Origin of the sequence: Methyloligella solikamskensis (genome assembly GCF_042676065.1) — a bacterium.
Lineage (GTDB): Bacteria > Pseudomonadota > Alphaproteobacteria > Rhizobiales > Methyloligellaceae > Methyloligella > Methyloligella solikamskensis.
Genome location: NZ_JBHTJO010000001.1, coordinates 2,028,130 through 2,047,082, shown reverse-complemented (window position 1 = coordinate 2,047,082; position 18,953 = coordinate 2,028,130). Strand labels below are relative to the sequence as shown.

Sequence of the window (18,953 nt, the reverse complement as noted above, 5' to 3'; positions counted from 1 at the left end):
TCGCGAGTTCGGGTAAGACCCATAGTCAGACGTTCTGGAACTGAAGGTGTTTGGCAGGGGTCACAAGGCGAGGATGACCGTCGTCAATTAATTGGGATCACCCCCCCGCTTTGATATGCTATCGCTTGGCATTTGTCGTTCAGTAATCTTGTTGATCTTCTCTCGAAGCCGATCGACATGAACCTCCTTGTGCAAAGTTTCAGCGCCACTTTGGGTTGGTTGAAGCCATCGCTCGATAACCGGTAGCAGCAGTCTGAGCGCGGCGGCATCCCCTTGGATTGCCTCTGTGACTTGTCGCGTGATCATCGCCTCCAAACTGCTCACTATGATCTCTTGACCGCCTTCGCGCATTTTCACCGGTCGACCGCAGGCATTTGAGAGAGCGTCCAGAAGCGATACTTCTCTCTTCGGTCGACCCTTCGGATTTCCGGATTGGCCTGGCTTGAATTGGGTGTGAGCCGGCGGCTTGCAGTAGCCCACTTCGTAATCGCCGGTTGGCTGATCATTCGACATGGGATACCTCCTCGCCCACGTGGTTAGAGACCACGTCGAAGGCGACCTGTTTTTCAGAATGCATGGCTTGTTCGCCAGTCTGCTTCTGCCACCGTCTCACCGCGACGTCGACGTAGCGCGGGTCCAGCTCGATAGCGAAAGCTTTTCGGCCGGTCCGATGAGCGGCCAGGAAAACAGTTCCGCTCCCACAAAAGCAGTCGAGGATCATGTCGCCGGGCTCAGAGCAATCTAAGATTGCATCCGCGATGAGAGGGACTGGTCTTACTGTGGGGTGAAGCGAGAGGTCGTCGTCGCGGCCCTTGCGAAAGCCATTGACGCCTGCGTAGTTCCACACATTCGTCCGATGCCGACCGTGTTGTCCGAGGTCGAAGTTGTTTATGTGAGAGCTCGAGCCGCTCTTGAAGATCATAACGAGTTCGTGCTGAGCACGATAAAATGATCCCATTCCGGCATTGTGTTTAGCCCAGACCGCGAGATTTTTCTGCTCCGTATACGCAGATCGACCCGCGCTGAGATACTCATACAAGTGACGCCAATCGGCGAATACGTAGTGGATGGACCCATCCACGCTGTGCGCTGTCAGATTGGAGAAGACCTCGGTGAGGAAGTTGGTGAACTGCTCCTCTGACATCTCACCTGAGGCCATCGGAAACTCGCGATGTTTCACACGACCTAAACCTCCTACATGCCCGTTGATCCGAACATTAAACGGCGGGTCGGTAATCACCATTCGAGCCTTCTGCCCCCCGAGCAATCGAAGGTAGGCACGGGGGTCACGAGCGTCACCGCATAGAAGCCTATGCGGACCGAGTTCCCAAAGGTCTCCTGGACGCGAGACAGCTGGTGCCTCTGTGTCAATCTCCGCCGTCTCCGTCTCGGCATCTCCCGTCTCGTCGACAGGGGAGAACTCAAGCAAGCTATCGATTTCAGGGACGTCGAAGCCTGTAATCGTTAGCGGGACGTCCGCATTGAATTCTACGAGGCTCTGGAACTCGACTGAGAGAGCCTGCTCATCCCAACTCGCGTTCTCCGCCAGACGGTTGTCCGCAAGGATGAAGGCCCGCTTCTGCGCGTCGTCCAAGTGGTCGAGCCGGATGGTTGGGACCGCATCAAAATTCAACCGTTTTGCGGCTTCAAGACGCCCGTGACCGGCAATGAGCACATCATCCTCGTCAATGAGGATCGGGACACTGAAGCCGAAAGCTTTAATGCTCTCCGCGATCTGGTGAATCTGCTTCTTGGAATGCTTCCGAGCATTGTTGCTGTAGGGCTTGAGAGATTTGATCTTCCGCGACTGGACTTTGAGGCGTGGAAGAGAGTGGGGTGAGGGATCAAGAGATACCTCACGAGTCTTACTTTGCGTGTTGGACATTTCTGTCCTCTTGGATCGTTAGTGACGACCGCGCTGGATGCTAGGAGCCGCCCTTAACCACCAAACGAGTTGATGGGCGCGGTTTGCGATCTCGAAGACCAAGACCGGTGGGGAGACGAGGGTGAGGTGCGCAACGACACTCACCAGCTCATCGGGCGACTGTGCGAAGTTTGCCACCTCGCCGTCATTCGCTCTTGCCGTTAAGAATTCGGCTGCGGCTCCTGAAGCAAGAACCAGAAATTGCATTTTACTTGGATCAGTAGCGAGCTGGCCGCGCTTGATCCTATTTTCCAGATCTTGCTTCGAACCTGCGATTTCCATCGGGTCCCGGCTCAAGATCTCGCCGTAGGCATGCTTGAGCAGGGGGCGAACATGTCTCAGGAGCCGGATAACCGCGGACTGCGGCACGTTCGCATCCAACAGCTGAACCCCGATGAGTAATGCGAAGGCATCATACGAGGTGTAGGAAATCGCATGCCCCTTGCCCGGGGATTTGCCCTCGAAGAAAGCAAATCTCCCCAAGCCCGGGTGGTCCTGGAATGGATCGATCCCGTGCTTCCGATCGAGATCGACCAGACGCTTTATCTTCATTTTCAGAAAGCCCTCATCCTCCTCGACGCAGCGATGCGAGGGGGCAACAACTTGTGCAAGCGCCCATTCGATCTGTCCGCGCGAGAACGACATGGCTTTCAATGAAGAATACATCGGCACTTCACATAAGGTTGGGGAAAAGAAGTGTCAAGACATTCTTCAAAAGCAAATAAGAGGATTGTCGGCAGCCAGAGGGTCGAGTTCAGGGCAGCTGAGAATTGGTGCCATTCAAGCTGGACTTCTATGCCCAGAGGAGCGTGCATGCCGGCGACCGTTGCTCAAGCGAACGGCGTAACCAGAAGAACAAACGGCACAAACTCGTAGGGGATCCAATGATGAACAATAGGTGCTGCCCATCAGGTTCAGCGTCGCCGAAACCAAGTGCTACGGCTGACTCCAGTGTGCTGCTTGACATGCTACAGACTGCGCTAACGGAGCCAGCGGTGAGTGCCGCGAAGCTCGATCGCCTGATACAGCTTCAAGAGCGCACGGCTACCCAGGATGCCAAGAAAGCATTCCTGAAGGCGCTTTCCTCAATGCAGGCGAAGCTGCCGGTGATACCCGAACGCGGATCGATCACACATCCGAAGGGCGGCAAATCCACCAGTTATGCGCTGTGGGAAGATATCAACGAAGCCATCAAACCTATTCTTTCAAAATATGGCTTCACCCTGACGTTCCGGACTCACCAAGAGAAAAGCCAAATCATCGTAACGGGAATCCTCAGCCACAAGCTCGGTCACAGCGAGGAATCCGTGATGAGGCTTCCGGTCGACACTTCCGGCAGCAAGAACCCGGTTCAGGCTGTCGGCTCCTCCACAAGTTATGGGAAGCGTTACTCAGCGGCAGCGCTTCTCAATCTCACCTCTCGCGGAGACGACGACGATGGTGATGACGCTACCAAGACGCCTTGCATAAGCGAGGAGCAGAAACATCAGCTCCAAGCGAGGTTGGATGAAATGCAGGCTGACGAGTCACGGCTCTGCCGCTTCCTAAAGGTGACCCGGTTGGACGATATCGCGTTGCGGGATTTTGACCGCGCGCTTCAAGTTCTGGACGCTAAAGAGAGGGCATCCTGATGCTTGTACTGAATTGTGAGCAGGGTTCCGAGAAGTGGGCTTTGGCGAGAGCTGGGATCCCGACAGCGTCAGAATTCTCCTGCCTTCTTGCTAAAGGTCGAGGTGGCAAGGAGAGCAAAGCACGTCGCACGTATCTTCTGAAGTTGGCTGGAGAGCGTCTCACGGGCGTTCCCATGGAAAACTATACGAATGCTCATATGGAACGCGGCCGCGTCATGGAAGCGGAGGCCCGCGACCTTTACGCTTTTCTGACTGATACAGACCCGGACCAGGTTGGCTTCATACGGCGAGGCGATACGGGCTGTAGTCCGGATGGGCTGCTCGGAACGAAAGGTGCGATCGAAATCAAGACGAAGATGGCGCACCTCCATCTTGACTGCTTGCTACGGGATGAATTTCCCGAAGAGCACAAAGCCCAGTGCCAGGGGATCCTCTGGATCACCGAACGCGACTGGATCGATTTAGTAATCTACTGGCCAAATTTACCATTGATCGTAAAGCGAGCTTGGCGGGACGAACCTTATATCGAGGAGCTCGCCTCTGCGGTGGGGCGGTTCAATGAGGAATTGCTGGAGGTGGTTGAGAAGGTCGAAAAGTACCGCCGAGACCACGGGCCCACCGCCGCCATATTGGAGGCCATTGAGGCGGTGTCCTAGCGAAGCGGACCTGTGGCGACGACACGGGGGAAAAGAATTATGGTCAGGCGAAAACGTCTATCGGCGAAGCAGCGGATTGCTGTTTTCAATAACGCAAAAGGGATATGCCATATCTGCGGAGGACGTGTGAACGAGTATAGGGAAGCATGGGATGTCGAACACGAAATCCCCCTTGCCCTCGGCGGATTGGACGAGGAAAGCAACTGGCGCTTGGCGCACAGGAAATGTCATAGGAGCAAGACTAGCTCGGATATGAGCGCGATCGCCAAGTCCCATCGGGTATACAACCGCATGATCGGAGCCCATAGGCCGAAATCGCCCATGCCTTGCGGTCGCCAGTCGCCTTGGAAAAGAAAGCTCAACGGGACCGTCGTTCGACGGGATGACTAAATCCCTGCAAGTTCCCTGTTATTTCTACGGGGATAGGTGATAGGCAGCTGAAATTACTGGGACTCTGGCGGCGGAAACAAGTCGCAGGCAGCGGGTTCCCTGAAATTTCCCAGGGAACAGGGAATTCAAATTTTGACGCGCCCCTTGCGAAGAAATAGTGAAGGGCGGAGCGGGCGGCGATAGAGCCGCGCGAGGCATTCGAAGGGGGGACGCCCATGAGCGATACGACGCCGAAGACAGGCTGGCGGCGGTACTGGCCGCGCTTCCTCTTCGCGATTCCGTTCATCGTCGTCCTGTCCGTGCCGCTCTACGACCGTCTTGCGCCGGAGCTTCTCGGCATCCCATTTTTCTACTGGTTTCAGCTCGGCTTCGTGCTGGTCGGCGCGCTGATCGTGGCCGTCGTCTACGCGTTGGATAAGAACGGCGGACAGGAGCCGTAGGACCTGTAACCGCGAACCGTTGGGGGGCGCTTCGCCTTGGATCTCGTCGCTACGTCCGTTTTCGTCGGGCTGTTTCTTTTCGTCACCTGGGTCGGCTTCGTCGCCGCCCGCTGGCGCAAGGCCGACCTGAACGTCCTGCATGAGTGGGGCCTGGGCGGCCGCCGCTTCGGCACCGTGGTGACCTGGTTCCTGCTCGGCGGCGATCTCTATACGGCCTACACCTTTATCGCGGTGCCCGCGCTCGTCTACGGCGTCGGCGCGCTCGGCTTCTTCGCCGTGCCGTATACGATCCTGATCTACCCGATCCTCTATCTGGTGTTTCCGAAGCTCTGGCGCATCGCTCACGCGAAGGGGCACGTGACGGCGGCGGATTTCGTCGAAGACCGGTTCGAAAACAAGCATCTGGCCTTGGCGATCGCCTGCACGGGGCTGTTCGCCACCATGCCCTATATCGCGCTCCAGCTCGTCGGCATGGAGGTCGTGATCGGCGCCCTGGGTTTCCAGACCGAGGGCTGGCTCGGCCATATGCCGCTGATCATCGCCTTCCTGATCCTTGCCGCCTTCACCTACACGAGTGGCCTGCGGGCACCAGCGTTGATCGCCATTGTGAAGGATATGCTGATCTTCGTGACGGTGATCGCGGCCATTGTGATTATCCCCGCCAAGCTCGGCGGTTATGGCGCGATCTTCGCAGCCGTGCCCCCGGAGAAGCTGATCCTGCCCAAGCCGGAGCCTGGCAGCCTCGGCCAGTATTCCGCTTATGCGACCCTAGCGCTTGGGTCCGCGCTCGCGCTCTTCCTCTATCCCCATTGCATGACCGGTATCCTCAGCTCGTCGAGCGGCGGCGTGATCCGTCGCAATGCCGGGCTGCTCTCCGCATATTCCTTCGTGCTCGGGCTGATCGCGCTGCTCGGCTACATGGCCATCGCGGCGGGCGTCGGCGACAACCCGGACTACGCCTTCGGCTTTGAGACCTATGGGCCCAACTTCGCCGTGCCGGCCCTCTTCCTGGACAGCTTCTCGTCCTGGTTCGTCGGCGTCGCCTTCGCAGCTATCGCCATTGGTGCCCTGGTGCCGGCGGCCATCATGTCCATTGCTTGCGCCAACCTCTATACCCGCAACCTTCACAAGGCCTATCTCCGGCCGAACTGCTCGGATGCGGAAGAGGCCCGCGTGGCAAAGATCGTCTCCCTGGTGGTGAAGGTTGGCGCCGTCCTCTTCATTCTGCTGCTGCCCCAAGAATACGCCATCCAGCTCCAGCTGCTCGGCGGCATCTGGATCATCCAGCTGCTGCCCGCCATCCTGCTCGGCCTCTATACGAGCGTCTTCGGCGCCCGGGCCATCATGGCCGGTTGGGCCGTCGGCATGACCGCCGGCACCCTCATGGCCGCGAGCCAGGGATTTGGGTCGTCCATCTATCCGCTGACCGTGTTCGGCTTCGAGATCCCGGCTTACGCGGCGCTCTATTCGGTGATCCTCAATTTCGCCGTCGCAGGGCTCTGGACCCTCGTTTCACCAGCCAAACCGGCGGCGAAGACGGTCTCAACGTGATCGCCGGTTGACGGCGGGCCTGTTCACAACTCGCTCGACCCGGTCGCAAATGGTGTCTAGGCTTCTTCGCGCATAACCAAGCTGAAGCCTTTAGGGAGGCAAACAATGGCGAACGAGCACGAGAGTGGGGGTAAGGCCTTTTTGGCGATCGTTCTGGGCGGCATAGTTCTCGCCCTGATCATCGCTGCGTATTTCATGTACGGCGACCAAGCGGGCGAAGCCGTGGTCGATGAAACCACCACGGAAGAAAGCGTCACCGAGGAAGCCGCCCCGGCTGAGGAGCCGAACGCGGAAGTGCCGGAAGAGCAGGGCACCATGACCGAGGAACCCGACGCATCCGACCCTATGGCGCCTGAGCCCAACGCAGCCGCACCGGAAGACGAGACCACCGCGCCGGACGAGTCCGACGCCATGGCTCCGGACGAGCCGGAACCCAACGCCTCCATGGGCGAGGAGATGGACGATGGCTCCATGTCCGATGAGCCGATGATGGATGACAGCGGTGACGAGGGGGCAGGCGACAGCCTGAGCCCGTAACCGTCTGCGTTATCGGAAGATCAATCCTTGGGGCGGCCTGCCGGATCGGTGGGCCGCCTCATGCGCTTCCAAGACCGGGTCTGGAAACAAGACCGGGGCGGAAAAAAGATGAGCCCCGGCGCGGGGAGTGCCGAGGCTCAAAGCTTACTCCGAACGCGGGTTACTTCCGGGCGCTTGGCGCCTCGGATGGTTGCCACCATGGCAAGCCTGCATGGCAGTGCTGCGACACTTCTTTGAAGCTTCTCTGAATGGTGCGGCCGCGGAACTCTTCGCTCTCTTGTGCCTTCAACTAGCCCATGCAAAATGGGCGTGACCAAGCCGCGTAGCGCTTGGCGCGTAACCGCTGAGAAGGACTGAGATATGCGCTGGCGCGGTCGCAGAGAGAGCAGCAATGTCGAAGATCGCCGCGGTCGCGGAGGCTACTCCGCAGGCTTCCCGGGCGGGGGCGGCATGCGCATCCCCGTCGGCGGCAAGGGCGGCATCGGCATCGTCGGGCTTCTGATTATTGTCGGCCTGATGTTGTTCTTCGGTATCGACCCGCGGGTGCTCCTCCAGGAGGGCGGCGCGCCGCCACCGTCTCAGCAGACCGAGCAGCGCACAGACGATCAGACGGGCACGGACGCGAACGACGAGATGAAGAAATTCGTCTCCGTCGTGCTCGCCGATACGGAGGATGTCTGGAACGAGATCTTTTCCGAAGGCGGACGCACCTACAGGGAGCCCGAGCTGGTGCTCTACAGCGGCCGCGTCTCGTCGGCCTGCGGTCTCGGCATGGCCGCCATGGGCCCGTTCTATTGTCCCCAGGATCAGAAGGTCTATCTCGACTTCTCCTTCTTCCGGGAGCTCAAATCCCGCTTCGATGCGCCGGGCGACTTCGCTCAGGCCTATGTCATCGCTCATGAGATCGGCCATCACGTGCAAAAGCAGCTCGGCGTGGCCGATCAGGTCAGGGCGGCCCAGCAGGGCGCGAGCGAGCGGCAATCCAATGCGCTCCAGGTCCGCATGGAGCTCCAGGCCGATTGTCTGGCGGGCGTTTTCGCCAACCATGCCGACCGCTCCAAGGACATCCTGCAGCCCGGAGACGTCGACGAAGCGCTGCGTGCGGCGAGCGCCATCGGCGACGACAACATCCAGAAGCAGACCCAAGGATATGTCGTGCCCGATTCGTTCACCCACGGATCGTCGGAGATGCGTTCCCGCTGGTTCAAGCGCGGCTTCGAAAGCGGCAGCGTTTCCGATTGCGACACCTTCAGCGCCGACAGCCTTTAGTTGAAAAATGCGCCGTTTTTTAACGGCTGCGTAATGCTCCGTACACGCACAAATAGACGGGGCCTTTGAGAAAGCGTATGATTCTGTTTCGTGAGGGCAGGGTCATTCGAGGGGCATGAATGTCCCTCCAAGGCTGTCTTGGAGGTGGCGATGCGGTTGAGCCGCTCTTGGGCAGCGGGCACACTCGGAATTATACTATTCTGCGCGTTGCCCGTGCTTTTCCACGGTGGCCCGAGCTTGGCCGCCGACGCCTCCCACGACAATCAGCAGGTCATCCATATCGGCGCCGCCATCTCTCTGAGTGGCACCTTCGCCACGAGCGGACGCTATGTGCGCGATGGCTATGAATTCGCCGTCGAGACCATCAACGCCCGGGGCGGCATCCTCGTGAACGGCGAACACCGTGAAATTGTGCTCACCTATCGGGACGACAGGTCGGAGGCGGGGGAGGCGACCACCATCGTCGAGAATATGGTCCGACAGGAGGGCGTTCGGTTCCTGCTCGGCCCGTACTCGACCCAGCTCGCCCAGGCCGTCGAGCCCATCGCAGAGCGCTACAAGCTTCCCATGCTCGAGGCGGGCGCCGCCGGCAGCAGCCTTTTCGAGCGCGGCTACCGCTATCTCTTCGGGGTCCTGACAACCACCGAGCACTACATGGACGACGTCTTCGTCGTGGCCGCGGAAAAGGCGGCGCCGAAGCTGGGCAAGCCCGCTTCGGAGATCCGCGTGGGCCTGGCCGTCCGCGACGACCGGTTCAGCCGCGATCTTCGCGACGAGGTGCTCAGCGAAATCCGCAAGCACGACATGCGCCTCGTGATCGACGACCGGCTGCCGCAAGACCCGACCGATATGAGCATGACCCTCGATAGGGTGAAGCGGCTGGAGCCCGACATCATGGTGATCTCCGGTCACGAGGAGGCAGCCCTGGCAGCGCTCGACCATCTGCATCGTCAGCGTATCGCGGTTCCGATGCTTGCGGTGACCCATTGCCATCCGGCCAACATCATCAAGGCCAAGCCCGGCTTCAGCGAAGGTGTGTTCTGCCCCATGCAATGGCACCCGTCCGTGCCCTATCGGGACGATGTCTTCGGGTCGGCGCATGACTACGCGGAGAAGTTCAGCAGGCGCTACGGCTACCCGCCGCCCAATCAGGCTGCCCAGGCTTCCGCTGCGATCCTGGTGTATCTCAGAGCCATCGAGAAGTGCGACAGTCTCGATCCCGACAAGGTCCGCGAGACGCTTGCAGCTCTGGAGACCGAGACGTTCTACGGGCCTATCGATTTCGATGACGGCGGCCGCAACATCGCCAAGCCTATGCTGCTGATGCAGGTGATCAACGGCGAATACGTGATGCTGGCCCCGAACAAGTTCGGCCGGGCCGAGCCGGTAATCCAGCTCCGCCCCGCGCGCTGATCCAGGCTGAGCTCAGGCGAGCCCGCAAACCATGTGGTTAGAGGGAATCCCCGGCAAACACCGTCGGCTCGCACGGCAGGTCCGACTTCTTGAACGCAGCACAAGCCCGCGCGGCCTCTGTCGCATCTGAGAAGGGGCCGGCAACGAGGCGCCACTGATTGTCCGGCGCCATGACCCGGCGTGCTTCAAGACCCGCAACCAGTGCCGCGTGATTTGTGAGCATGTTGCGCCACAGCGGCCGCAGCTTGTCGCGGCTTTCCACCGTGCCGATCTCGATGCCGAACCGGTTCGTGCCCGGCGGCAGGTCGGGGGCTGCGAGCGCGGCCGGACTTTCGCCGAGGCTGGCGGTCTCCCGCGGCGTTTCGTCGGCATCCACCCCGGCCGGCGGCAGGGGCTCTTCAGCCGGCGTCACCTCGCCGGACGGAACTTCACCGGAAGGGACCTCGCCGGATGGCACCTCGGGCTCAGAAGCCTCGGCCGTCTCCTCAGGTGCGGGCGCGGGTGCCTCGGCCGTCTCTTCGGCCGGTGCCGGTTCCGGATCGGGGGCGGGTTCAGGGGTAGGCGGGACAGGTGGCGCCGCTGCCTCTTCGGTCTCGGCAGGCTCATCCACGGGCTCCGGCTCCGTCGCTTCCTCCATTGGCTTCGGCTGCGGCGAGGGCGGTGCTGTCGTCACGGCCGATTCGTGCTGCGGCATGGCGGCCACGGGGCCAAGCAGCTTCTCGATCGGGCTGAGCCTTGTGTCGACGCCCGAGAGCCGCTGCTGCAATTGATCGATGGTGGCTTTCAGCTCGGCAATCTCTTGTTGCTGAGCCTCGTCGGCGGCCATGTTGCGCTGAAGCGCCTCTTCGGAGGCAGTATCTTTCTCAGGCGCGGCGGGGGCGGGCGCCGTCTGGGTGATCTGCAAGATCTGCGGCTCTTGCATGACGCTAAAGAGATAGGCGCCGGAGAATCCGCCCAGCACCACCCAGAAGATCGCGAAGACCTTCGGGAGAAAATCCCGGAATCCGCTAGGGCGATCCTTCACATACATACGCTATTACCCCTCCTCTTCGCCACGCGCCGCACTGGCCAAGATAGGCCAAAACGCCGGTCCGGCAAGCCGCCGCCGGAGCTTATCCGCTTCCCGTGTAAGGTCAATTCGTGGACGAAGTACACCTTAAAGCAAAAATCCTACGCGTATGGTTCTAACAAGAGCTTTGTATTAGACAGGCGAGCGTGTGAACGGCTGGCCGGTCTGCGCAAAATCACGCTTTTAGAACACGCCTCAAATCCGGGGAAACGATGTCCAAACCCGAAACCACCGCTGTCATCCTCGCCGCCGGCAAGGGCACTAGGATGAAGTCCGCTCATCCCAAGGTGCTGCATGGGATCGCGAACGCGCCCATGCTCGCCCATGTCTTCGCCGTGGTGAAGGTGGCCGGCATCGGACGCCAGGCCCTCGTGGTCGGCCCCGACATGGAGCAGGTGGAAGAGGCCGGCAAGAGCTTTGCCGACGGGCTCGATGTCTTCGTGCAGCAGGAACAGCGCGGCACGGCCGATGCTGTGTTGGCTGCGAAGGACGCGCTTCAGAAGGCCGACGGCCCTGTCCTCGTTCTCTATGGCGACACGCCGCTCCTGGAGCCGGAGACCCTGACGAAAGTGCAAGACGGGTTGCGCGGCGGCGCCGATCTCGTCGTGGTCGGCTTTGAAGCCCCGGACCCGACGGGATATGGGCGGCTTCTCGTTGACGATGCGGGCACGCTTACCGGAATTCGCGAGGAGAAGGATGCGAGCGAAGACGAGAAGCGGATCACCCTTTGCAATTCAGGGATCGTGGGCTTCGCATCCGGCGCGCTGCTTTCGAGCCTGCTCGACCGGATCGGCAACGACAACGCCAAGGGCGAATACTATCTCACAGACGCGGTGGGCCTGGCCGCCGCCGACGGGCTGAGCCTCGAGATCGTGACCGCCGATCCCGAAACCCTTCTGGGCGTGAACTCCCGGGCCGAGCTCGCCATTGCCGAGAGCGTCATGCAGCAGCGCCTGCGGGCCCGCGCGCTGGCCAATGGTGTGACCATGACGGCGCCCGAGACCGTGTTCCTCAGTGCCGATACGGAGATCGCCTCCGACGTCATTATCGAGCCTAACGTCTTCTTCGGCCCTGGCGTCACCGTGGGCGAGGGCGCGCATATCAAGAGCTTCTGTCATTTCGAGCAGGCGATCATCGGCAAGAACGCCACCATCGGACCGTTCGCCAGGCTGCGACCCGGCGCCGAGCTCGCCGAAGGCGCCCATATCGGCAATTTCGTCGAGATCAAGAAGGCGACCGTGGGCGAGGGCGCCAAGGTCAATCACCTGACCTATATCGGCGATGCTGGCATCGGCGCGGGCGCCAATATCGGCGCCGGCACCATCACCTGCAATTACGATGGCTTCGACAAGCATCGCACCGAGGTGGGCGAGGGCGCCTTCATCGGCTCCAATACCTCCCTCGTCGCCCCTGTGAAGATTGGCGACGGCGCCTATATCGGTTCGGGCAGCGTCATCGTCCACGACGTCTCACCTGGCGCCCTGTCCTTGAGCCGCTCGCCCCAGGAAGAGAAGGCGGACTGGGCGACCCGGTACAAGGCCCGCCGCATGAAAGCCAAACAACGCGGCTAACCACCTGGCAGATCTCTGCTCCCCGATTCGGGGAAATAATGGGAAATAGCGTTTGAATTGCAGCCCGTTGGCTGGCTGCCCTACCTATCGGTGCGGGTAGTTGAAGGAATTGAATCGAATATGTGCGGAATTGTCGGAATCCTCAGCAAAGAACCGGTCGCCGAGCAGCTCCTCGACGCCCTGAAGCGCCTAGAATATCGCGGTTACGATTCCGCCGGCATCGCGACGCTCGAGGATGGCGTGCTCGCGCGCCGCCGCGCCCAAGGCAAGCTACGCAATCTGGAGCGCGTCGTGGAGGAGCACCCGCTCCATGGCCATACGGGGATCGGCCATACCCGCTGGGCGACCCACGGCAAGCCGACCGAGGGTAATGCCCACCCCCACATGACCGACGACGTGGCGGTGGTCCATAACGGCATCATCGAGAATTTCCGTGAGCTGAAATCCGAGCTTCAGGCCGACGGCGCTATTTTCGATAGCGACACGGACACGGAAGTCATCGCTCATCTCATCGCCCGCGAGCTGAAGGCCGGCAACGATCCGGTCCGCTCGGTCTTTCATACGCTGCAGAAGCTGGAAGGCGCCTTTGCGCTGGCCATCATCTTCCGCGGCTTCGAGGATCTGATGATCGTCGCCCGCCAGGGCAGCCCGCTCGCCATCGGGCTCGGAACCGGCGAGATGTATGTCGGCTCCGACGCCATCGCGCTCGCCCCCTTCACCGACCGGGTGGTCTATCTGGAAGACGGCGACTGGGCCGTGCTGACCCGCGAAGGCCTCGCCATTCGCGACCGGGAGGGCAAGGCCGTGCAGCGGCCCGTCTCCCAGTCCCACGCCCAGGCGCTCCTGGTCGACAAGGGCAACCACCGCCACTTCATGGCGAAGGAGATTCACGAGCAGCCGGAGGTCGTCGGCCACACGCTGGCGAGCCTCGTCCGCTTCGACACCGACGAGATCGAACTGCCCGAGCTTCCCTTCGACTTCGCCGAGATCCCGCGGCTCACTATCTCCGCCTGCGGCACGGCATATTACGCAGGGCTCGTCGCCAAATACTGGTTCGAGCGTTGGGCGCGGCTGCCCGTCGAGGTCGATATCGCCTCCGAGCTCCGCTACCGGGATGCGGTGCTGGATGAGGGCGGCGTGTCCCTGTTCATCTCCCAATCGGGCGAGACGGCCGACACCCTGGCCACACTCCGCCATTGCCGCGAGCACGGCCAGAAGATCATTTCCGTGGTCAACGTGACCGAGTCCTCCATCGCCCGGGAATCCGACCTCGTCCTGCCGACCCTTGCCGGGCCGGAGATCGGCGTCGCGTCGACGAAAGCCTTCACCGCCCAGCTCACCGTGCTGGCCTGTCTTGCCATCGCTGCCGGCAAGGCCCGGGGCGTCATCGACGAGGCCCGGGAGAAGGAGCTGGTCGGCGCGCTGAACGAGGTGCCGCGCCACATGGCGACGCTGCTGCGCGATGAGGTCCCTTACGAAGAGATCGGCCACGCGCTCTCCAAGGCGGACGACGTGCTTTATCTCGGCCGGGGACAGAACTTCCCGCTGGCCATGGAAGGCGCGCTGAAGCTGAAGGAGATCTCCTACATCCACGCGGAGGGCTATGCCGCCGGCGAGCTGAAGCACGGGCCCATCGCCCTGATCGACGAGAAGATGCCCGTCATCGTGATCGCGCCCCGGGACGGGCTGTTCGACAAGACCGTCTCCAACATGCAGGAGGTCGCCGCCCGCGGCGGTCAGATCATCCTGATCAGCGATGCGGAATCCGGCGAGGCGGGCTGCGCGCTGGACGGACTTCTGCACGTTCCGCCCGTCGATCCTTTCGTGGCACCGCTGGTCTATGCCATACCCATCCAGCTGATCGCCTATCACACGGCAACGTTGATGGGCACGGACGTGGATCAACCGCGAAATCTGGCAAAATCTGTTACCGTCGAATAGATTGAAAGCCTCGGATTCGCCTGAATTATCTGCTTGAGCACGGGTATGATCGAAGCTCGGCAGCGCTCCGGCGCGCCCAAACCTTTCGCCGCTATCGCTCACGAGGCAGCGGGCCGTTCCAAGACGACCGGCCTCTTCCTTGCGATGGCGCTTTTTGTGCTTTGCCTGGCTCCGGCGGCCGCCTCTGCCGTCAGCGCCCAGGTGAACACCGGGGCGGCGGAGCTCCGCGCTGGCCGCTATCAGAGCGCCGTCCAGCAGCTCACCGCGGCGCTCGGCGACGAAAGCATGAGCTCCCGCGATGCAGCGCTCGCTCTCTATTATCGCGGGCTGGCGAACCGGAAGCTCGGACGCCACACCCAGGCGATCGCCGATCTCGGCAACGGCATCTTCCTCGGCCTTCCGTCGACGGACCGCGTGGCGGCCCAGGTGGAGCGTGGCTTTGCCTATCGCGATCTCGGCCTGGCCGAGGAATCCAAGCGCGAACTGGCCTATGCCCAGAAAGCGGCCCCCAGCCAGACCGCGCGTCTGACTCAGCAGGGTGGCGTGAATGTCCGCGAGGTCGCCACCGGCACCCAGCAGGTCGCCGTCGGCGGCTTCTGGGATCGTCTGTCGCCCTTCAGCGGCACCACCGGCACACCTGCCAAGGCGCCTCCGCCGGCCCAGACCACGACCTCAGGTCCGGCCGCAACGGAAGGCTGGTCGACACAGGTCGCCACAGGTGATCAGACGATTCCGGCGAGCCCCCCGCCGCAGGCACCGGCGCCCGCGGCCGCTCCCAGCCAACCGCCTCAGGCAGCACCCGCACCGGCCCCGCAGCCTGAGCCGAGCGGCAATGCGATCACCCGTTGGTTCGGCTCCTGGGGTAATTCCTATGCCGAGCCGCCCGCCCAGACCGCGTCGACAGCAGCGGGCGGAGGCGGCTATCGCCTTCAGCTCGCCGCGAGCCGGTCCGAGGCCGAAGCTCGCCAGCTTTGGCAGAAAGTATCGTCGTCCAATCCCGCTCTAGCCAGCAAGACGCCCCAGATCGAAGAGGCCGATGTCGGCGATCTGGGCACGTTCTATCGGCTCCAGATCGGCCCTTTCAGCGACAAGGCTGAGAGCGAGAAGCTCTGCAACGATCTGAAGCGCAGTGGCGTTGAATGCTTTTTGGTGGTTGCGCGTTAGGGTGTAGCGCTCGCCAAAAACCTTACGCAGCCTCCTGCATCATCCGCCCAGATGACCTATTGTCGTGTGACTGCCGCAAGCGCTAGATACGCTTCCTCCGGCGGCCGCAAGGGCACGCGCATGCCGAGAGGCATGCCGGCGACAATGAGGGCGCAGGACAGACGGCAGTGCAATTTTGGGGTGAGGTGGCCCAAACCGGGCTCGAGGACAGAACGCTGAAATGAACCAACAAGAGCATGAGGATCAGCTTCGGCAGCTCGCGGCTGCGGGAGCAGGCCATTCCTCGCATTTTCTCGCCCGGCTGCGCGGCTATTTTCTTACGGGCCTGATCGTCGTCGGCCCGATCGCCATCACGATCTACGTCGTCTGGTGGTTCATCAACCTCGTCGACAATTGGGTGAAGCCGCTCATCCCGCAGGATTACCTGCCAGAGACCTATCTGCCCGTGAACATCCCGGGCGTTGGCCTCATCGTCGGCATCCTCGGCCTGATGTTCATTGGCGCGCTGATGGCCAATCTGTTCGGCCGCACGCTGTTCGCCTATGGCGAGATCCTGCTCGACCGGATGCCCGTGGTCCGTGGCGTCTACCGCCTGCTGAAGCAGATCTTCCAGTCGATCTTCGCCGACACCGGCCACTCCTTCAAAAAAGTCGGGCTCATCGAGTTCCCGCGGCAGGGCGTCTATGCCGTCGCCTTCATCTCCGGCGAGACGCCGAACGAGGTGAAGCAGAAGGCGGGCAATGGCGATGAGATCATCACCGTCTTCATGCCCAACGCCCCGAACCCGACCACGGGCTTCGTCATGTTCATGCCGTCCAAGGACGTCCAAATCCTCGACATGACCGTGGAGGAGGGGGTGAAGCTGGTGCTCTCCGCCGGCCTCGTCTCGCCGGACAAGGAGCAGTCCATCGCCGAGCTCCAAAAAGAAATCACAAAGCCGAAGCGTAGCCGACGCCGGAAGAAGGCCGAGAGCCCGGCTGAGATCGAATCGGCCTCCCCGGCAAAGGAAGAAGAGACCGCATCCTGATCGCTTCGCCAGCGCCTAGCCGGCGCGCAGCAGACGGATCGCATCGTCCCGCTCGAAGAGATAGAGCAGGGTCTTCAGTGCTTGCGATCGCGGTTCCGAAAGCCGTGGATCCCGCGTCAGCGCAAGCCGCGCTTCGTCCCGGGCGGCCTCCAGAAGTTCGGCATGCTCCGGCAGCCGCGCCAAACGGAACGCCGGCATGCCGCTCTGACGGGTCCCCAGCACCTCGCCGCCGCCGCGCAGGCGCAAATCTTCCTCCGCGATCACGAACCCGTCCTCGGTCCGCCGCATGACGTTGAGCCGCTCCTTTGCCATCTCGGTCAGCGGCTGGCGATAGAGCAGGATGCAGGCGGACTCCTTGGCGCCGCGGCCGACCCGGCCCCGGAGCTGATGGAGCTGGGAAAGACCGAACCGCTCTGCGTGCTCGATGATCATGATGCTGGCATTGGGCACGTCCACGCCGACCTCAATCACCGTGGTGGAGACCAGGATGGAAAGCTCGCCGTCGGCGAACCGGCCCATCACCTCGTCCTTCTCCTTGGCCTTGAGCTGTCCGTGGATCAGCCCGACCTGATCGCCGAAGATCTTCTGAAGCACCGCAAAGCGCTCTTCGGCGGCAGCGATATCGAGGGTCTCGGACTCCGCCACAAGCGGGCACACCCAATAGACCTGGGCGCCATTCGCCACCGCCCGCTGGGCTCCTTCGACCACCTCGGCCAGCCGATCGTCTGGCACCGTGCGGGTCTGGATCGGGGTGCGGCCAGGCGGCTTCTCGTCGAGCTTGGACACGTCCATGTCGCCGAAATTGGTCAGCAGCAGCGTGCGGGGGATCGGCGTTGCCGTCATGACGAGAAGCTCTGCGCCTGCGCCAGCGTTCTTTCCTTGCAGCGCCAACCGCTGATGCACCCCGAAGCGGTGCTGCTCGTCGATCACGGCCAGCGCCAGATCCTTGAAGTCAACGCCTTCCTGGAACAGGGCATGAGTGCCGATCAGGATGTCGATCTGGCCATCTCGCAGCCGCTCCAGCAGCGCCTGCCGGGTCTTGCCCTTTTCCCGGCCGGTCAGGATTTCGACCGTAAGGCCCGCGGGCGTGGCGAAGCCTTCCAGGGTCTTGGCATGCTGCCGGGCCAGGATCTCCGTCGGCGCCATGAACGCCGCCTGGCCGCCCGTCTCGATGGCTGCCGCCATAGCCAGCAGGGCGACCACCGTCTTGCCGCTTCCCACATCGCCCTGCAGAAGCCGCAGCATGCGGTGAGCATCGGCCATATCGCCGTCGATCTCAGATAGAGCGAAGCGCTGGGCGCCCGTCAGCTCGAAGGGTAGAGCATCGAGGATCTTCTTGCGGATACGCCCGTCGCCTTTGATTGAGCGCCCCTTCGCTTTGCGGATGCGCTGACGGATCGCGGCGAGCGCCAGCTGGTTTGCCAGCAGCTCGTCATAGGCAAGACGGGCGCGGGCCGGCGACGTCGGCTCCAGATCGGCGAAGCTCTGCGGCCGGTGGCTCGCCAGGAGCGCCTTTTTGAAGCCAGGCCACTCGTTCTTCTTCAGCCAAGCGGCATCGATCCACTCGGGGAGTTCAGGTACCTGCGCCAACGCTTGGCCGATGAGCCGCCGCAGCAAGGGATTCCCCAACCCCGTCGTCAGCGGATAAACCGGCTCCACCTCCGGCAGATCCTTGCCGTCGGCCCGCGCCACATAATCCGGATGGGGCATCTGGAGGTAGCCGTCATAGGCCTCCACCTTGCCGGAGATCAGTCGGTCCTCGCCCACGGGCAGCGTTCGCTGCAGATAGGACCGGTCGGCATTGAAATAGACCAGATCCAGGGCGCCGGTCTCATCCTCCACCAGCACGCGATAGGGGCTGCGGCGCTTGAAGCGACCCGGTGCCCCAGGCCGGTGCTCGGCGATGCGCACCTTCAGGGTGGCAAGCTCGCCGATCCGGGCTTGGGCGATCGATCCGGTCATGCGCCGGTCTATGCCGCCCGCCGGCAGATGCAGCAGGAGGTCGAGCAGATAGAGCGCCTCCGGCTGCCGTTTGGACCGGAGCAGCGTCTTCAGAAGCTTGGCGACGCGCGGTCCAACGCCCTTCAGGCTCGTGAGCGGCGCGAAGAGGGGCGCCAGCGCGCTCGGCCGCGTAGAGGCTAATCGTCGCTCGGCCATGGTTCGGAACCCGAAGACAAGGGGCGCAGCTTGACAGAACTGGGTCGGCCCGGCACTTAAACCTCCCCCGAGAGAACGCCCGGTTGCCTCTCGCGCGTCCGTCAGACTCAGAAAGCGCGCGAGACGCGGGGGCAGTGGTTGAGATGCACCCAATATGCCGGGGATTCGGGGCGCTGCGAAAGCCTTGCCGAATGCCGCATCGACAGCGCGTTC

General features: G+C 62.1%; 17 protein-coding genes. 12 read left to right on the top strand and 5 right to left on the bottom strand.

The genetic code is table 11. The features are described 5' to 3' along the window. Positions 1 to 87: 87 nt before the first annotated feature. Genes ACFQ2F_RS09960 through ACFQ2F_RS09950 form a run of 3 tightly spaced genes read right to left on the bottom strand, consistent with a single transcriptional unit; the run spans position 88 to position 2,590 of the window. Entirely contained in the window at positions 88 to 513 is a 426-nt protein-coding gene (locus ACFQ2F_RS09960) for a DUF5681 domain-containing protein (RefSeq protein WP_379089363.1), read from the bottom strand. After that, a complete protein-coding gene (locus ACFQ2F_RS09955; RefSeq protein WP_379089360.1) occupies positions 503 to 1,885 on the bottom strand; it encodes a site-specific DNA-methyltransferase in 1,383 nt (460 codons plus the stop codon). The genes ACFQ2F_RS09960 and ACFQ2F_RS09955 overlap by 11 nt, the downstream gene beginning before the upstream one ends. A gap of 18 nt (positions 1,886 to 1,903) precedes the next feature. After that, positions 1,904 to 2,590, bottom strand: a complete 687-nt coding sequence (locus ACFQ2F_RS09950; RefSeq protein ID WP_379089357.1) for a hypothetical protein — start codon at positions 2,588 to 2,590, stop codon at positions 1,904 to 1,906. 329 nt (positions 2,591 to 2,919) lie between these two features. Between ACFQ2F_RS09950 and ACFQ2F_RS09945 the strand changes: the two genes are divergently transcribed. The 8 genes from ACFQ2F_RS09945 to ACFQ2F_RS09910 all read left to right on the top strand — a co-directional run bounded on the left by ACFQ2F_RS09945 (position 2,920) and on the right by ACFQ2F_RS09910 (position 9,811). Further along, positions 2,920 to 3,555, top strand: a complete 636-nt coding sequence (locus tag ACFQ2F_RS09945) for an ERF family protein (RefSeq protein ID WP_379089354.1) — start codon at positions 2,920 to 2,922, stop codon at positions 3,553 to 3,555. Continuing rightward, on the top strand, positions 3,555 to 4,211 hold the full coding sequence (locus ACFQ2F_RS09940; protein WP_379089351.1) for a lambda exonuclease family protein: 657 nt from the start codon (positions 3,555 to 3,557) through the stop codon (positions 4,209 to 4,211). Before ACFQ2F_RS09945 ends, ACFQ2F_RS09940 begins: the two co-directional genes overlap by 1 nt. Positions 4,212 to 4,250: 39 nt before the next feature. After that, a complete protein-coding gene (locus ACFQ2F_RS09935) occupies positions 4,251 to 4,601 on the top strand; it encodes an HNH endonuclease (RefSeq protein ID WP_379089345.1) in 351 nt (116 codons plus the stop codon). 215 nt (positions 4,602 to 4,816) lie between these two features. Beyond that, positions 4,817 to 5,041 (top strand): DUF3311 domain-containing protein, encoded by a 225-nt coding sequence (locus ACFQ2F_RS09930; protein WP_379089342.1) that lies wholly within the window; start codon positions 4,817 to 4,819, stop codon positions 5,039 to 5,041. Between the two features lie 36 nt (positions 5,042 to 5,077). Then, entirely contained in the window at positions 5,078 to 6,592 is a 1,515-nt protein-coding gene (gene mctP, locus ACFQ2F_RS09925) for a monocarboxylate uptake permease MctP (RefSeq protein ID WP_379089338.1), read from the top strand. 105 nt (positions 6,593 to 6,697) lie between these two features. Next, positions 6,698 to 7,129, top strand: a complete 432-nt coding sequence (locus tag ACFQ2F_RS09920) for a hypothetical protein (protein WP_379089335.1) — start codon at positions 6,698 to 6,700, stop codon at positions 7,127 to 7,129. A 360-nt stretch (positions 7,130 to 7,489) separates the two neighbouring features. Next, positions 7,490 to 8,398, top strand: a complete 909-nt coding sequence (ypfJ, locus tag ACFQ2F_RS09915) for a KPN_02809 family neutral zinc metallopeptidase (protein WP_379089332.1) — start codon at positions 7,490 to 7,492, stop codon at positions 8,396 to 8,398. 237 nt (positions 8,399 to 8,635) lie between these two features. Further along, positions 8,636 to 9,811 carry an amino acid ABC transporter substrate-binding protein gene (locus tag ACFQ2F_RS09910; protein ID WP_379089326.1) on the top strand — a complete coding sequence of 392 codons (1,176 nt, stop codon included), beginning with the start codon at positions 8,636 to 8,638 and terminating at the stop codon, positions 9,809 to 9,811. A 37-nt stretch (positions 9,812 to 9,848) separates the two neighbouring features. On the opposite strand, the gene ACFQ2F_RS09905 is transcribed toward ACFQ2F_RS09910, so the two are convergent. Further along, positions 9,849 to 10,841, bottom strand: a complete 993-nt coding sequence (locus ACFQ2F_RS09905) for an SPOR domain-containing protein (protein WP_379089321.1) — start codon at positions 10,839 to 10,841, stop codon at positions 9,849 to 9,851. 251 nt (positions 10,842 to 11,092) lie between these two features. Between ACFQ2F_RS09905 and glmU the strand changes: the two genes are divergently transcribed. From glmU to ACFQ2F_RS09885, 4 genes are all read left to right on the top strand, one after another. Further along, complete coding sequence (glmU, locus tag ACFQ2F_RS09900; RefSeq protein ID WP_379089315.1) at positions 11,093 to 12,451, top strand: bifunctional UDP-N-acetylglucosamine diphosphorylase/glucosamine-1-phosphate N-acetyltransferase GlmU; 1,359 nt, start codon at positions 11,093 to 11,095, stop codon at positions 12,449 to 12,451. Between the two features lie 120 nt (positions 12,452 to 12,571). Beyond that, a complete protein-coding gene (glmS, locus tag ACFQ2F_RS09895; RefSeq protein WP_379089312.1) occupies positions 12,572 to 14,392 on the top strand; it encodes a glutamine--fructose-6-phosphate transaminase (isomerizing) in 1,821 nt (606 codons plus the stop codon). Between the two features lie 45 nt (positions 14,393 to 14,437). After that, positions 14,438 to 15,556 (top strand): SPOR domain-containing protein, encoded by a 1,119-nt coding sequence (locus ACFQ2F_RS09890; protein ID WP_379089309.1) that lies wholly within the window; start codon positions 14,438 to 14,440, stop codon positions 15,554 to 15,556. A gap of 220 nt (positions 15,557 to 15,776) precedes the next feature. Next, entirely contained in the window at positions 15,777 to 16,583 is an 807-nt protein-coding gene (locus ACFQ2F_RS09885) for a DUF502 domain-containing protein (RefSeq protein ID WP_379089306.1), read from the top strand. A 15-nt stretch (positions 16,584 to 16,598) separates the two neighbouring features. Here ACFQ2F_RS09885 and recG read toward each other — a convergent pair whose 3' ends face one another. Next, a complete protein-coding gene (gene recG / locus ACFQ2F_RS09880; RefSeq protein WP_379089303.1) occupies positions 16,599 to 18,740 on the bottom strand; it encodes an ATP-dependent DNA helicase RecG in 2,142 nt (713 codons plus the stop codon). Positions 18,741 to 18,953 lie beyond the last annotated feature (213 nt).

Excerpts from the sequence above, each read along its gene's own strand:
- ACFQ2F_RS09960 (WP_379089363.1), bottom strand. The coding sequence starts at position 513 with ATGTCGAATGATCAGCCAACCGGCGATTACGAAGTGGGCTACTGCAAG.
- ACFQ2F_RS09955 (WP_379089360.1), bottom strand. The coding sequence starts at position 1,885 with ATGTCCAACACGCAAAGTAAGACTCGTGAGGTATCTCTTGATCCCTCA.
- ACFQ2F_RS09950 (WP_379089357.1), bottom strand. The coding sequence starts at position 2,590 with ATGTATTCTTCATTGAAAGCCATGTCGTTCTCGCGCGGACAGATCGAA.
- ACFQ2F_RS09940 (WP_379089351.1), top strand. The coding sequence starts at position 3,555 with ATGCTTGTACTGAATTGTGAGCAGGGTTCCGAGAAGTGGGCTTTGGCG.
- ACFQ2F_RS09935 (WP_379089345.1), top strand. The coding sequence starts at position 4,251 with ATGGTCAGGCGAAAACGTCTATCGGCGAAGCAGCGGATTGCTGTTTTC.
- ACFQ2F_RS09930 (WP_379089342.1), top strand. The coding sequence starts at position 4,817 with ATGAGCGATACGACGCCGAAGACAGGCTGGCGGCGGTACTGGCCGCGC.
- ACFQ2F_RS09920 (WP_379089335.1), top strand. The coding sequence starts at position 6,698 with ATGGCGAACGAGCACGAGAGTGGGGGTAAGGCCTTTTTGGCGATCGTT.
- ypfJ (WP_379089332.1), top strand. The coding sequence starts at position 7,490 with ATGCGCTGGCGCGGTCGCAGAGAGAGCAGCAATGTCGAAGATCGCCGC.
- ACFQ2F_RS09905 (WP_379089321.1), bottom strand. The coding sequence starts at position 10,841 with ATGTATGTGAAGGATCGCCCTAGCGGATTCCGGGATTTTCTCCCGAAG.
- glmU (WP_379089315.1), top strand. The coding sequence starts at position 11,093 with ATGTCCAAACCCGAAACCACCGCTGTCATCCTCGCCGCCGGCAAGGGC.
- glmS (WP_379089312.1), top strand. The coding sequence starts at position 12,572 with ATGTGCGGAATTGTCGGAATCCTCAGCAAAGAACCGGTCGCCGAGCAG.
- ACFQ2F_RS09890 (WP_379089309.1), top strand. The coding sequence starts at position 14,438 with ATGATCGAAGCTCGGCAGCGCTCCGGCGCGCCCAAACCTTTCGCCGCT.
- ACFQ2F_RS09885 (WP_379089306.1), top strand. The coding sequence starts at position 15,777 with ATGAACCAACAAGAGCATGAGGATCAGCTTCGGCAGCTCGCGGCTGCG.
- recG (WP_379089303.1), bottom strand. The coding sequence starts at position 18,740 with ATGGCCGAGCGACGATTAGCCTCTACGCGGCCGAGCGCGCTGGCGCCC.